This is a genomic window from Pseudomonas azotoformans, assembly GCF_900103345.1.
In the GTDB taxonomy this organism is placed as follows: Bacteria; Pseudomonadota; Gammaproteobacteria; order Pseudomonadales; family Pseudomonadaceae; genus Aquipseudomonas; species Aquipseudomonas azotoformans.
In genome coordinates this window covers 3,535,815-3,550,439 of record NZ_LT629702.1, presented here as the reverse complement: position 1 = coordinate 3,550,439, position 14,625 = coordinate 3,535,815, and the positions used below count along the sequence as shown (strand labels likewise).

Genomic DNA, 14,625 nt, shown 5'->3' with positions numbered 1-14,625 from the left:
CCCTTGACCTGCTTGCGGCTTGCAGCTTAAAACTTGTAGCTCACCCGAAGGGGGCTCCCATGATCACCAGCAAGTTGCCGAATGTCGGCACGACCATTTTTACCACCATGTCGCAACTCGCTGCCGAGACCGGCGCGCTGAATTTGTCCCAGGGCTTCCCGGACTTCAATGGCCCCCAGGGTTTGCTCGATGCAGTGGGCAAGCATATCGGCCTAGGTCATAACCAATACGCGCCAATGACCGGCTTGCCTGTGCTGCGTCAACAAGTGGCCGCCAAGATCGCGCGTAGCTATGGCGCTGTGGTCAATGCCGACAGTGAGGTGACCATCACTCCTGGCGCCACCGAGGCGATCTTCTGTGCGATCCAGGCGGTGATTCGCCAGGGCGATGAAGTCATCGTATTCGACCCCAGCTATGACAGCTACGAGCCCTCGGTGGAGCTGGCTGGAGGTCGCTGCGTGCATGTGCAACTGAGCCTTGATGGCTTTGCGCTGGACTTCGAGAAGATCAAGGCGGCGCTGTCTCCGCGCACGCGCATGATCATCCTCAATTCCCCACATAATCCGACCGGCGCGCTGATCAGCCGCGCCGAGCTGGACCAGTTGGCCGAACTGATTCGCGAGCGTGACATCTACCTGGTCAGCGATGAAGTCTACGAACACCTGGTATTTGACGGCGTGGCCCATGTCAGCGTGTTGGCTCATGAAGAACTCTACCAGCGCGCCTTCGTGGTCAGCTCTTTCGGCAAGACCTACCACGTCACCGGTTGGAAAACCGGCTACGTCGTCGCGCCGCCCGCCCTCACCACCGAACTGCGCAAGGTGCATCAATACGTCAATTTCTGCGGCGTGACTCCACTGCAATACGCGCTGGCCGACTTCATGGCCGAACACCCGGAGCATGTCGACGAGTTGCCGGCGTTCTATCAGGCCAAGCGCGATCTATTCTGCGACCTGCTGGCACCGTCGCGCTTCAGCTTTACCCGAGTGACCGGCACTTACTTCCAACTGGTGGATTACTCACAGATCCGCCCGGACCTGGATGACGTCGCGATGTCGCTGTGGATGACCCGCGAACATGGCGTGGCGACGATTCCGGTCTCGGTGTTCTACCAGACCCCACCCCAAGGCCAGCGCCTGGTGCGCCTGTGCTTTGCCAAACGCGAGGAAACGCTGCAACAAGCGGCCGAAAAACTATGCGCGATCTGAGTGCTCTGCCGAACCTGAACATCGCCCTGGTCCAGACCAGCCTGGCCTGGCACGACCGCCAAGCCAACCTTGAGCACTTCGCGTTATTGTTGGAGCAGGCGAAAGGCGCCGATCTGATCGTGTTGCCGGAGATGTTCACCACCGGTTTTTCCATGGAGTCAGCAACCCTCGCCGAACCCGAAAACGGCCCGACCCACCGTTGGCTCCAGGCCCAGGCCGCGAGGTACAACGCGGTCATCACCGGCAGCGTGATCATCCAGGCCGCCGACGGCAGCCATCGCAACCGCCTGCTGTGGGCTCGGCCGGATGGCGAGGTGTTGCATTACGACAAACGCCACCTGTTCCGCATGGCCGGTGAGCACAACCACTACACCCCCGGAGAGCGCCAGGTGCAGTTCGAAGTGAAGGGCTGGCGTATTCGCCCGTTGATTTGCTACGACCTGCGCTTCCCGGTGTGGAGCCGTGACGCCCAGGACACCGACCTGCTGCTGTACACCGCCAACTGGCCGGGGGCGCGGCGCTCGCACTGGAACCGACTGCTGCCGGCGCGGGCCATCGAGAACCTGTGCTATGTGGCGGCGGTGAATCGGGTGGGCACGGATGGGAAGGGTTTTGCCTACACCGGGGATAGCCAGGTGTTGGACTTCCAGGGCGAGACGTTGCTGAGTGCGGGGGAGGCGGATGGGGTGTTCCAGGTCAATCTGGATGCGGCAGAACTGGCAGCGTATCGCACACGGTTTCCGGCGAACCTGGATGCCGATACCTTCCAGTTTGTCTGAGAGACCACCATCGGGGGCAAGCCCCCTCCCACATTTTAAGTGTTCACAAATCAAAGTGTGGGAGGGGGCTTGCCCCCGATGAGGCCCCCACAGACCACAAAAAACCAAAAAAAAGGCCCCAGGACTCATATCCAGGGGCCTTTCACATTTTAAGCAGACTGCTTACGCTGCTTTCGCTTCCTGCTGGCTCAACGAACGGTTCAGCGCACTGAACAGCGCCTTGAAGCTCGCTGTGGTGATGTTTTCATCAATCCCCACACCATGCACCGGACGCTCGCCGTTCACACGCAGTTCGATGTAGGCCGCCGCCTTGGCGTTGGTGCCCGCACCGATTGCATGTTCGTTGTAGTCCATGATCTCCACGCCAATCGGCAAGCCGGCCACCAACGCTTCCAGGGCGCCGTTGCCTTTGCCTTTCCAGTGCAGGTTGGTTTCGCCCTGGCCCTTGCCCGCGACTTCCACCTCGACAAAACTGTTGCCGTTCTCTTCCTGCAGGCGATGGCTGACCAGGGCGTACGGGGTGTTGGCTTGCAGGTATTCACGCTGCAGCAAGGCGTAGATCTGCGGTGCAGTCATCTCCAGGCCGACGCGGTCGGTTTCGGCCTGTACCACCTGGCTGAACTCGATCTGCATGCGACGTGGCAAGCTGATGTCGTATTCCTGCTCCAGCAGGTAGGCGATGCCGCCTTTGCCCGACTGGCTGTTCACGCGAATCACCGCCTCGTAGCTGCGACCAATATCGGCCGGGTCGATCGGCAAGTACGGCACTTCCCACAGCGCATCGTCTTTCTGCTGGGCGAAACCCTTGCGGATTGCATCCTGGTGCGAACCGGAGAACGCGGTGTGCACCAGGTCACCCACGTACGGGTGACGCGGGTGAACCTGGATCTGGTTGCACTCTTCGACGACTTTGCGCACGCCATCGATGTCGGAGAAATCCAGCTGTGGGTCGAGGCCCTGGGTGTACATGTTCAGTGCCACGGTGACCAGGTCGACGTTGCCGGTGCGCTCGCCGTTGCCGAACAGGCAGCCTTCGACACGGTCCGCGCCAGCCATCAGGCCCAGCTCGGTGGCGGCCACGCCGGTGCCACGGTCGTTGTGGGTGTGCAGGCTGATGATCACGCTGTCACGGCGATTGATATGGCGACCGAACCATTCGATCTGGTCGGCATAGATGTTCGGCGTGGCGCATTCCACGGTAGCCGGCAGGTTGAGGATCATCTTGTGCTCGGGCGTCGGGTTCCACACCTCGATCACCGCGTCACACACCTCCTTGGCAAACTCCAGCTCAGTAGCGCTGAAGGTCTCCGGGGAGTATTCGAAGGTCCACTGGGTTTCCGGCTGCTGGGCGGCGTATTTGACGAACAGCTTGGCGGCGTTGACCGCGATGGCCTTGATACCTTCCTTGTCCTGGTTGAACACGATGCGGCGGAAGGACGGCGACGTGGCGTTGTACAGGTGCACGATGGCTTTCTTGGCACCGCGCAGGGATTCGAAGGTGCGTGCGATCAAGTCTTCACGGCCCTGGGTCAGCACCTGGATGGTGGTGTCCTCGGGGATGTGGCCGTCTTCGATCAGGGTGCGCACGAAGTCGAAGTCGGTTTGCGAGGCGGCCGGGAACGAAGCTTCGATTTCCTTCACGCCGACGGCGACCAGGGTCTTCCAGAAGCGCAGCTTTTTCACTGCGTCCATCGGCTCGATCAGCGACTGGTTGCCATCACGCAGGTCGGAGCTGCACCAGATCGGCGCTTCGGTGATGGTCTTCGATGGCCAGGTGCGGTCCGGGATATCGATGGTCGGGAACGCGCGGTACTTCGAAGACGGGTCTTTGAGCATGCTCATCGGGAAATCCTTTGTTGTAGGGGCCGAGAAAAGGCGGCCTGCCGTAGAACTGTTTTTAGGGATAAAACGTAAAGACGAGGCAGATCGATTCAGCCTGGCAGTCGTGCGCTGACGAGGCACAGGCTGCGGTGCTGGCGGAGCTGAATGAGGGTATGAGAGGTTTTCATAAGCTCAACCCTAACCGTCGGGGTGAAAGATGGCAAGCAGTCGCTAAAAATTGATAGAAGTTCTTCTAACGGCGTATGAAACGAGATCTTATGCCTGAAGATGATTTAATATCTGGATATAATTGCGCGCCCATTATCGAGCGCGCAATCCAGTGTTTCAGGGTTGGAACGCGCCGATAAAGATCGCCGGGTCGACCCGCGCATCGTTCAGGCTGACGTTCCAGTGCATGTGCGGGCCGGTCGCACGGCCAGTCGAACCGACCTTGCCCACCACCGCGCCGCGCGTGAGTTGATCGCCCACTTTCACGTCGATCTTCGACATGTGGCAGAACATGCTGATAAAGCCCTGGCCGTGGTCGACGAATACCGTGTTGCCGTTGAAGAAGTAGTTGCCCACCAGGATCACTTTGCCGTTTGCCGGCGTCTTGATCGGCGTACCGGCCGGCACGGCGAAGTCCAGGCCCGAATGGGGATTGCGCTCTTCACCGTTGAAGAAACGCCGCACGCCGAACTTGCTCGACAGTGGTCCGTTTACCGGTTTATCCAGCACCAGGTTGCTCGGTAGGTTAGGGCTGAAACTGCGGTAGGCCTTGAGCTGCACTGCCAATTCGCCTTCGATGCGCTTGAGCTGCGCCGGGTCAGGGTTTACCTGGCTTTTGTTTTTTAGGGTGATGCGCTGTTCCGGGTACTTTTTGTAGCCGACGATAAACGGCAGGTTGCGCCCGCCGCTGCTGATGCGCTCATTGCCAGGCTTGACCGTCAACGGAATACCGACAATCGCCAGCCAGGTGTCCGCTTCTTTCACCACCAGTACCGGCTTGCCCAGGTACGTGGCTTTGGGGGCGGCAGCGGAAGGGCCGAGTTCGACCACGGCAACCCCGCCAGGCACGGGCTTTTTGAGGGTTCGGGTAATGTAGCTGTCGGCCTGCGCGTTAAAGGCAAGGCACAGCAGCATCAACACACTGAAGAGACGTGGCATCGATCAATCCAATAACGAAAGGGTGACGGGTGTCAGGTGGTTGTCTTCCACCCGCACCTGCAATTGGCCCTCACCGAGGCGCGCGCTCAGGCGCTGGCCGGTGTGGGTCTGCGCGGCATTGCGAATGGCCTGGCCGCGCTCATCCAAGAGGATGCTGTATCCACGGCCCAGGGTCGCCAGCGGGCTGACCACGTGCAGCGTCTGCATCTGACTTTGCAATTGCAGGCGCCGTGCCTTGAGGCCTTCGCGCATGGCGCGGGGCAGGCGTTCGGCGAGGCTGTCCAGGCGTTGGCGCAACAGGGCCAACTGGCGGCCCGGGTGCTGACCGGCAAGGCGCGTTTCCAGGCGGATCAGGCGTTCACGGCGGGTATTGAGGCTGCGCTCGAAGGCGCGGCGCAGGCGCATGTCCAGGTCGTCCAGGCGCTGGGCTTGCTGACGCAGGCGTTCACCGGGGTGACGCAGGCGTCGGGCCATGCCTTCCAGGCGCAGGCGGTCGTGGCTCAGGCGGTTGCGCATCAGCATCACCAGGCGCCGGTGCAGGTTTTCGACCTGGCGCACCAGGTGGCTGGCGTCCGGAGCGAGCAATTCGGCAGCGGCGGAAGGGGTGGGGGCGCGCACGTCGGCCACGAAGTCGCTGATCGATACATCAGTTTCATGGCCAACGGCGCTGACGATCGGTGTGACGCAGGCGTCCACCGCACGGGCCACGGCTTCCTCGTTGAAGCACCAGAGGTCTTCCAGCGAGCCGCCGCCACGGGCCAGGATCAGCGCATCGAAGCCACGGGCATCCGCGAGTTTCAACGCGCGTACGATCTGCGGTATCGCTTCGCGGCCTTGCACGGCGGTGGGGATCAGGGTCAGTTCAATGTTGGGCGCACGGCGACGGAACACACTGATGATGTCGCGAATCACCGCGCCGGTCGGCGAGCTGATAATACCGATGCGCCGAGGGTGCGCCGGCAGCGGCACCTTGCGCTCGGCACTGAACAGGCCTTCGGCGCTGAGCTTTTCCTTCAGCGCATCGAACGCCAGGCGCAACGCCCCATCACCGGCCGGTTCCACCGTATCGAGGATCAGTTGGTAATCACCCCGGCCCTCGAACAGCGAGACCTTGCCGCGCACTTTCACCGCCAGGCCATCCTTCAGCGCCTGGCGCACCCGCGCAGCGTTGTTGCGGAACAACGCGCAACGCACCTGGGCGCCGCTGTCCTTGAGCGTGAAATACACATGGCCCGAGGCCGGGCGGGCGAGGTTGGAGATCTCGCCTTCGACCCAGATATTGGTGAACACGTCTTCCAGCAACACCCGCGCACGGCCGTTGAGCTGGCTGACAGTCAGGACCTCGCGGTCCAGGCCCAGGCGGGCAAAAGGATCTTTAATCATGGGCGGCAGTTTATAGGCATTCGTGCAAGGTTTGACAGAACTGCTCCACCAGCGCGCTCGGCGCCTGTGCGCAGGCCAGGGCCACGGTGCTGAGGCAGCCCGGGTCGGCCAGGGGTAAAAAGTGCACGTTGGCGGGGGCGATGTCCTGCATGGATTTTGGTAACAAGGCAATACCGAAGCCGGCCTGGATCAGTTGCAGCTGGGTGGTCTTGCGCGACATCACTCGCGCGGCTTTGGGAAAAAATCCGGCACGCATGCATAGCTCGGCTGATAGATAACTCAGGCCGCCGCGCTGGGGGTGGGGTATTGAAATAAACGCTTCGTCCTTCAATTGCCCTAGCTCGATGGGCGCATGACTACGCGCTAACGCATGGTTGGGCGGTACGGCCAGCAGCAGTTGCTCGCTATACAACGGCATCACCCGAACCCCCTCGCGCTGGCGCAGCACCGGCAAGCGCAGCACGCCGACCTCAAGGCGACCGTCGGCAATTTCTTCCAACTGCGCTTCTGAAGACAGTTTGACGATATCCATCGACACCCCAGGGCAGCGTTCCAACCAAGCGCCGATACCCTGCAGCAAAGGGCCGCTCATCGGCACAGTGCTCGAATGGCTCAGGCGCAGCGTGCCCAGTTCGCCATTGCCCACTTGTGTCGCCATTTGGCTGGCCTTGAGCAGTTCACTCAGCAGGTTGCGGGCTCGCGGATAGAAGGCTTCGCCCGCCGCCGTAAGCCGCGGTTGGCGTGCGGTGCGTTCGAACAGCGGGGTTTGCAGCTGGGTTTCCAGCTCCTTGATCTGTCGGCTCAAGGCTGACTGCGCCACAAACAGGCGTTCGGCGGCGGCACTGAAGCTGCCGCTGTCGGCGATTTCGACGAAGTAACGCAGTTGGCGGGTGGAAATCACGCGTCATGCCTTTTCGAGATAGATGGGGGGCTTTGAAGATATTAGTCGCATCCCTCACTGATGGCTAAAGTGATGGCCATCTCTTACAAGGAATACCCCATGAGCCCGGTTGAGCTGATAAGTCAGTGGTCGTTTGGTGGTGTGGATTGGCTGGTGATCGGCGTGGGTGTGGTGGTGGCCTACATCGTGTTTGGCATCGCTGGCTTCGGTACGGCGCTGGTCGCGGGGCCGATTCTGATCCTGTTTATGCCACTGTCAAAGATCATCCCTTTGCTGGTGCTGCTGGATTTTGTCGCGGCGTTTGGCAACCTGCTGCAATCGCGGCGCGATGTGAACAAGCTGGAGCTGCTGCGCTTGCTGCCGTGCATGGCGATTGGCTGCACACTCGGCGTAGTGTTTTTGCTCAACTTGCATTCGGACCTGTTGCTGTTGTTGATGGGCCTGTTTATCAGCGCCTACGCGCTCTACAGCCTGGCGGTGAAGGCGCGGCCGACGCAGTTGGCGGCGGGGTGGTCGATACCCATGGGTACGGTGGGCGGGTTGTTCGGGGCGCTGTTCGGCAGTGGTGGCTTCTTATATGCGATCTACCTCAACAGTCGCCTGTCCAAAGACGCGGCGCGCGCCACCCAGAGTGCGTTGATCAGTTGCAGCACGGTGGTGCGCCTCAGTCTGTTCCTGGTGGCCGGGGTGTATGCTGATTTACCGTTGTTGATATTGGCGCTGTGCCTGCTGCCGGCGATGGCGTTGGGGCTGTGGTGTGGGCGCAGGTTGACGATGCGCATGTCGCGCGAGGCATTTGTGCGGCTGGTGACCTGGCTGGTGCTGGCCAGCGGTATTGCATTGATCGGGCGGTACTTGAGCACTTGACCTGAGTAGGGCAGGGATTAAGCTGCCAGCCTTTAGGGCCTCTTCGCGAGCAAGCCCGCTCCCACATTCGACCGCATTCTATCTGTTGGAATGCAGTCGAATGTGGGAGCGGGCTTGCTCGCGAAGAGGCCAGACGGCACACCGCAGGACTCTCAGGCCCCATGAACTCCCAAAGCATCCTTGTCCCGAAAATCTCCACCTTGCCCGTCCACGAACCCCGTGCCCGGGCGATCGTGCGCTGGCTGGTGCGCAAGAACATCATCAAGGAAGAGCTGACCACCTGTGGCCGCACTGGCAACCGCATGGGCTACGCCCTGGCCGATGGCGCCCGCGCCGTGGTGCTTTACCCCGAGGCACTGCCGTTCAACGAACCGATCAATGGCCTGGAGATCATCTACAAGCGCTGCATCTACACGCCGGCCAAGGGCTTTCTCGAAGAAGCCGGTTGCCCGGAATGCCGCAAGGAAGTCGGCGAAGCGCTGTTCGAAAGCCTGGAAGACTGGATGCCCGGCCACACCGACAACTTCACCTGCCCGCTATGTGGGCATGAAGACGACATCAACGGCTTCCTGTTCCTGCAGGAATGCGGGTTTTCCAACCTGGGATTCATCTTCAACAACTGGGCGGAGGCGGGGTTCAAGCAGAGTTTTATCGACGAATTCGCCGATTGGCTGGACCAGAAGATGAGTTGGGTCAAAGTCGAGCTTTAATCCGATCGTCCGATCCGATCGTTCCCACGCTCTGCGTGGGAATGCATCCCGTGACGCTCCGGGTCACCCTTGCGCTGGGGCAGGACGCGGAGCGTCCAAGGCGGCGTTCCCACGCGGAGCGTGGGAACGATCGGGACAGTTAAATTACCCATCTATCAGTATTACCAAGTTTGTCAGAGTTTTACATTGAGCCCGACAGGGTGCATGTATATAATGGCGCGCTTCCATTTTCCCGCTCGGGAGCCCCCGCGATGCTGCGTATCAGCCAAGAAGCTCTGACATTCGACGACATTCTCCTAGTGCCCGGTTATTCCGAGGTGCTTCCTAACGAAGTCAGTCTCAAGACCCGCCTAACCCGTGGCATCGAGCTGAATATTCCCCTGGTTTCCGCTGCCATGGACACCGTCACCGAAGCCCGTCTGGCCATCGCCATGGCTCAGGAAGGCGGCATCGGCATCATCCACAAGAACATGACCATCGAGCAGCAAGCTGCCGAAGTGCGCAAGGTCAAGCGTTACGAAGCCGGTGTGGTGAAGGATCCAATCACCATCGAAGCCGACGCCACCGTGCGTGACCTGTTCGACCTGACCCGCCTGCACAACATCTCCGGCGTTCCGGTACTGCACGATGGCGACCTGGTCGGCATCGTCACTTCCCGTGACGTGCGTTTCGAGAACCGTCTTGAAGTCACCGTCCGTGAAGTGATGACGCCCAAAGAGCGTCTGGTCACGGTCAAGGAAGGCGCCGACAAGAACGATGTGCGCGAACTGCTGCACAAGCACCGCATCGAGCGCGTACTGATCGTCGATGACAAATTCGCCCTCAAAGGCATGATGACCGTCAACGACATCGAAAAAGCCAAGGCTTACCCGCTGGCCAGCAAGGATGACCAAGGTCGTCTGCGCGTTGGCGCTGCGGTCGGCACTGGTAAAGACACCGGCGACCGCGTTTCGGCGCTGGTCGCTGCCGGTGTGGACGTAGTAGTGGTCGACACCGCCCACGGCCACTCCAAAGGCGTGATCGACCGCGTGCGTTGGGTCAAGCAGAACTTCCCTGAAGTGCAAGTGATCGGCGGCAACATCGCCACCGGCGCTGCCGCCAAGGCCTTGGCTGAAGCGGGCGCTGATGCGGTCAAGGTCGGTATCGGCCCTGGCTCGATCTGCACCACGCGTATCGTCGCCGGTGTGGGCGTGCCGCAAATCAGCGCCATCGCCAACGTTGCTGCTGCCCTTGAAGGCACCGGCGTTCCGTTGATCGCCGACGGCGGCATCCGTTTCTCCGGTGACCTGTCCAAGGCCATCGTCGCCGGCGCTTCCTGCGTGATGATGGGCTCGATGTTCGCCGGTACTGAAGAAGCGCCAGGCGAGATCGAACTGTTCCAGGGCCGTTCCTACAAGGCTTACCGCGGCATGGGTTCGCTGGGCGCCATGTCCCAGGCGCAAGGCTCTTCCGACCGTTACTTCCAGGACTCCTCGGCAGGCGCCGAGAAGCTCGTCCCGGAAGGCATCGAAGGCCGTGTGCCGTACAAAGGCACCCTGAGCGCGATCATCCATCAACTGATGGGCGGCCTGCGTTCCTCGATGGGCTACACCGGCAGCGCCGACATCGAAGAAATGCGTACCAAGCCTGAGTTCGTACGGATCACCGGCGCCGGCATGGCTGAATCCCATGTCCACGACGTGCAGATCACCAAGGAAGCGCCAAACTACCGCGTAGGTTGAGGCTTCCAGCAAAATGTTAAGTAACCGGGGCTGTTCTTCAGCCCCGAGTTGTTTCTGATTCATTAGACGAGACTGACTTCATGGCCCTCGACATTCACGCCCACCGCATCCTGATCCTCGATTTCGGTTCCCAGTACACCCAGCTGATCGCCCGCCGCGTGCGCGAAATCGGCGTGTACTGCGAACTGCATCCGTTCGACATGGACGACGAAGCGATCCGCGAATTCGCACCGAAAGGCGTCATCCTCGCCGGTGGCCCCGAGTCCGTGCACGAAGCCAACAGCCCGCGTTGCCCGCAAGCCGTGTTCGACCTGGGCGTACCGGTCTTCGGCATCTGCTACGGCATGCAGACCATGGCCGAGCAACTGGGCGGCAAGGTCGAAGGTTCCGAGCTGCGTGAATTCGGTTATGCCCGTGTCGATGTGGTCGGCAAGAGCCGCTTGCTGGACGGCATCGAAGACCACGTCGACGCCGACGGCCTGTTCGGCCTCGACGTGTGGATGAGCCACGGTGACAAGGTCACCAAGATGCCGCAGGACTTCCACATCCTGGCCAGTACCCCGAGCTGCCCGATCGCCGGTATGTTCAGTGACGAGCGTCGTTACTACGGCGTGCAGTTCCACCCGGAAGTGACCCACACCAAGCAAGGCGGGCGCATCCTGTCGCGCTTCATCCTCGACATCTGCGAGTGTGAAGCCCTGTGGACTCCGTCCAAGATTGCTGAAGACGCCATCGCCCAGGTGCGCGCCCAGGTCGGCACCGACAACGTCTTGCTTGGCCTGTCCGGTGGCGTTGACTCCTCCGTGGTTGCCGCGCTGCTGCACAAAGCCATCGGCGACCAGCTGACCTGCGTGTTCGTCGACAACGGCCTGCTGCGCCTGCACGAAGGCGAGCAGGTGATGGCCATGTTCGCCGAGAACATGGGCGTCAAGGTGATCCGCGCCAACGCCGAAGATCAGTTCTTGAATAACCTGGCCGGCGAGTCCGACCCGGAGAAGAAGCGCAAGATCATCGGCCGCACCTTCATCGACGTGTTCGATGCCCAGTCCAACAAACTGGACAACATCAAGTTCCTCGCCCAAGGCACCATCTACCCCGACGTGATCGAGTCGGCCGGCGCCAAGAGCGGCAAGGCCCACGTGATCAAGTCCCACCACAACGTGGGTGGCCTGCCTGAGGAAATGAACCTCAAGCTGGTAGAACCGCTGCGCGAACTGTTCAAGGACGAAGTCCGTCGTCTGGGCCTGGAACTGGGCCTGCCGTACGACATGGTCTACCGCCACCCATTCCCAGGCCCGGGCCTGGGCGTGCGCATCCTCGGTGAAGTGAAGAAGGAATACGCCGACCTGCTGCGTCGCGCCGACCACATCTTCATCGAAGAACTGCGCAAGGCCGACTGGTACCACAAAGTCAGCCAGGCGTTCGTGGTGTTCCAGCCGGTCAAGTCCGTAGGCGTTGTAGGCGATGGCCGTCGCTACGCGTGGGTCGTGGCCCTGCGTGCGGTAGAAACCATCGACTTCATGACCGCTCGCTGGGCGCACCTGCCGTACGAACTGCTGGAGACTGTCAGCGGCCGTATCATCAATGAGATCGAAGGCATTTCGCGCGTGACGTATGACGTGTCGAGCAAGCCGCCGGCGACGATTGAGTGGGAATGATCCCGCAACGCTGTATGAAAAAACCGGCCTAGGCCGGTTTTTTCATTTCAGGCGAAGGCGTTGATCAGAAGTCGTAACGTACGTTCGCAGTGAAGGTGTCGGCGTCGAAACCGCTGCTGGTCAGGTAGTTGTACGTCCCGCCCACGCTCCACGCGCCCACGCGGTAGTTGGCGCCCAGTCCCAGCTCGTAGCTGTCGCGCGCCGGTGTTGCGCCTGTGGTGGTGAACGGGGTGCCGCCGAGCACGAAGGTGGAGGTGGTGCCGGCCTTGTCGCCGATGAAATCGTGCCAGGCCATCAGCTTGGCTTCCGGTTCAAAGCTGCCCACGCCTACGTCAAAAGCGGCCGCCAGGCGAGCACCCAGGCCCATTTCGCCGATTTCGTAGCGCTGGCTGCCGACGTTGAGGGCGGCTGAGCTGCCTTTTTCACGGTACGAGTCAATCGATACATTGGCATAGCGCGCACCGACTTGTGGTTCCAGCAGCCACTGTTTGTCGAGCTGGAACGTGTAGCCTGCCAGCGCGTTGACGCCGAAGATCTCACTGTCGTAGTCGGCCTTGGCGCGGGTGCCGGCGATGTAGCGTTTGGATTCGTTGTCGTTCCAGCCGTACATCAGCGAGGTGTCGACAAAGAAGTTGTCACGGGCCCAGTTGCCGTACAGGGTCAGTGCATGGCCGCTGACGTCGGTCTTGTTGCCCTGGTCGGTTTTCACGTCGCTGGTCAGGTAGCTGTAAGCCAGGCCCACGGTGGTATCGGCGTTGAGCTTGCCGTCGGCGCCCACGGCGATGCCGTGGGTGTTCGCGTCGTAGCCGTCGACACCGTGGCGGCTGTCCTGGTTGGCATCGCTGGACAGTGCCTGCAGCCATACGCCTTGTCCGGCCAGCACGTCACCGGAGGACAGGCCGCTACGCGCTTTGCTGGAGCGGCGGTTGATGGTACTGGCGACCAGGTTCTGGCTGCTGGTGGCTGCGTTGATCGCGCCACGGCTGACGTCGGGGGTCAGGCTTTCGGCCAGTTTGGCCAGTTCTTCGCTGGAGGCGGCGTTGGCGAATTGCTGGAATACCGGGTCGCTTTCGTCCAGCTGGCCCATGAGCGTGTTCTTGAGTGGCTTGATGGCATTCACCGCATTGCGCGAACCACTAGCGCTCATCAGGTCTTGCGTGATCACCTCATCACTGCGGGTGGCAACCAGTGCTTTCACGTCCTGGCCTTCGATGCCGAAGTTCCTCACCTCAAGCAGCGCCGAGGAGGAAACCACGGACAGGTTCTGCGGGTCTTCCCAGGTGCCAGAGTTGATCAGGGTGTAGCGCGTGCCCTGGGCCGACGTGCGGAAGTCATCGGAGCGCGCCTGCAGTTCGATCTGGCTGCCTGCAGAGAAGAAGGTATTGCCGGTGACTTTCAGGATCGGCGTGTTGGGCAGTGTGTTGTTGTCCAGCAGCAGGCGCAGGCGCGCAGTGGCGCTGTCCAGGTCGAGGTCGCCCACAATCGTGGTCTGCGGGCGAAGCAGCGTCAGGCGGCCACCGTCGATATCGACGTAACTGGCGCGGATGGTCGAGCCATCGAACAGCGCGTCCCCTCGCACCAGCACACCACTCAGGCCCAGCAGGTCACCCTTGACCTGGCCACCCTCCCAGTAGAAATACGAACGTGGGGCATTGTCGTCCGCCAGAATGGCAGCGGTGCCACCTTCGATCAGGCCACCTGTCTGCCTGATGGAGAGGGTGTCGGAACCGCCGGAGGTGTCGAGACTGCGAAAGCGGATACCGACCCCGTCAGCGGAGATAGTCCCGCTGTTGTAGATACCACTCGTCATCTGACCCGTGAAGCGTGCGTTCTCGATGTCGATACCCACAGAGTCGATGCCACGTGCGGTGATAGTGCCCGAGTTATTGATGCGCGCCTGGGACGAGGTGATCAGCATGCCTTCGGCATTGGCGCCTGTCACAGTGATGTTGCCGTTGTTGTTCACTCCGCCAGCGATCTTTGCCAGATACAGGTCCAGCCCGACGACGGCGTTACCGCTCACCGTAATGTCGCCATTATTTACCAAGTCGCCACCGACGTTGGAATTGAGGGTCATGGCGATACCGGACGGGAAGTCGGTGGGGGTCGCAGCCGTCAGGTTGATTTTGCCCTGGTTGACCAGGTTGCCCGCCAGGGTCACGTTGGTCAGTTCCACACCTGCGTTTTGCGATATCCCGGTGAAGGTGGCGTTATTGAATACACCACCGGAGCTGCTGTATGCCCCTGTGCTCAGGTCGTGGTTCAAGTCGGGAGCGGGTACGGCATGTGCTGTCGCAGTAGCAGCCGCGACGGACAGCGGCAACAACGAGCGGCGCAGGTGGGAAATGTTCAAGGTAGTATCCTTACAGGGCAGAAACTGACAGGGAACAGCCCACGCGTCAGCGTCTGT

The 14,625-nt window shown here is 61.1% G+C and carries 11 protein-coding genes; 6 read left to right on the top strand and 5 right to left on the bottom strand.

All coding sequences use genetic code 11. The annotated features are described in order from the left end of the window. The first annotated feature begins 59 nt into the window (after window positions 1–59). Both BLR69_RS15925 and BLR69_RS15920 read left to right on the top strand, forming a co-directional pair. On the top strand, window positions 60–1,208 hold the full coding sequence (locus BLR69_RS15925) for a pyridoxal phosphate-dependent aminotransferase (RefSeq protein ID WP_071496440.1): 1,149 nt from the start codon (window positions 60–62) through the stop codon (window positions 1,206–1,208). Beyond that, window positions 1,196–1,987, top strand: a complete 792-nt coding sequence (locus BLR69_RS15920; protein WP_071496441.1) for an amidohydrolase — start codon at window positions 1,196–1,198, stop codon at window positions 1,985–1,987. The genes BLR69_RS15925 and BLR69_RS15920 overlap by 13 nt, the downstream gene beginning before the upstream one ends. 162 nt (window positions 1,988–2,149) lie before the next feature. Here the strand turns inward: BLR69_RS15920 and leuA are convergent, their stop codons facing one another. The 4 genes from leuA to BLR69_RS15895 form a co-directional block, all read right to left on the bottom strand. Continuing rightward, window positions 2,150–3,829, bottom strand: a complete 1,680-nt coding sequence (gene leuA / locus BLR69_RS15915) for a 2-isopropylmalate synthase (protein WP_058423365.1) — start codon at window positions 3,827–3,829, stop codon at window positions 2,150–2,152. 324 nt (window positions 3,830–4,153) lie between these two features. Continuing rightward, window positions 4,154–4,975, bottom strand: a complete 822-nt coding sequence (locus tag BLR69_RS15905) for a M23 family metallopeptidase (RefSeq protein ID WP_071496442.1) — start codon at window positions 4,973–4,975, stop codon at window positions 4,154–4,156. Window positions 4,976–4,978: 3 nt separating this feature from the next. After that, window positions 4,979–6,358, bottom strand: coding sequence for an exodeoxyribonuclease VII large subunit (gene xseA, locus BLR69_RS15900; protein ID WP_071496443.1), 1,380 nt, complete (start codon window positions 6,356–6,358; stop codon window positions 4,979–4,981). A 10-nt stretch (window positions 6,359–6,368) separates the two neighbouring features. Then, the gene (locus tag BLR69_RS15895) at window positions 6,369–7,259 is read right to left on the bottom strand and encodes a LysR family transcriptional regulator (protein WP_071496444.1); all 891 of its coding nucleotides are present in this window, start codon (window positions 7,257–7,259) and stop codon (window positions 6,369–6,371) included. A gap of 99 nt (window positions 7,260–7,358) precedes the next feature. On the opposite strand from BLR69_RS15895, the gene BLR69_RS15890 reads away from it, so the two are divergent. From BLR69_RS15890 to guaA, 4 genes are all read left to right on the top strand, one after another. Continuing rightward, a complete protein-coding gene (locus BLR69_RS15890; RefSeq protein ID WP_071496445.1) occupies window positions 7,359–8,126 on the top strand; it encodes a sulfite exporter TauE/SafE family protein in 768 nt (255 codons plus the stop codon). Between the two features lie 161 nt (window positions 8,127–8,287). Then, window positions 8,288–8,836 (top strand): hypothetical protein, encoded by a 549-nt coding sequence (locus tag BLR69_RS15885; protein WP_021492272.1) that lies wholly within the window; start codon window positions 8,288–8,290, stop codon window positions 8,834–8,836. A gap of 251 nt (window positions 8,837–9,087) precedes the next feature. Then, the gene (gene guaB, locus BLR69_RS15875) at window positions 9,088–10,557 is read left to right on the top strand and encodes an IMP dehydrogenase (RefSeq protein ID WP_010207937.1); all 1,470 of its coding nucleotides are present in this window, start codon (window positions 9,088–9,090) and stop codon (window positions 10,555–10,557) included. Between the two features lie 80 nt (window positions 10,558–10,637). After that, window positions 10,638–12,215 (top strand): glutamine-hydrolyzing GMP synthase, encoded by a 1,578-nt coding sequence (gene guaA / locus BLR69_RS15870; RefSeq protein ID WP_058423360.1) that lies wholly within the window; start codon window positions 10,638–10,640, stop codon window positions 12,213–12,215. Between the two features lie 64 nt (window positions 12,216–12,279). On the opposite strand, the gene BLR69_RS15865 is transcribed toward guaA, so the two are convergent. Further along, on the bottom strand, window positions 12,280–14,568 hold the full coding sequence (locus tag BLR69_RS15865; RefSeq protein ID WP_071496446.1) for an autotransporter family protein: 2,289 nt from the start codon (window positions 14,566–14,568) through the stop codon (window positions 12,280–12,282). Between the last annotated feature and the right edge of the window lie 57 nt (window positions 14,569–14,625).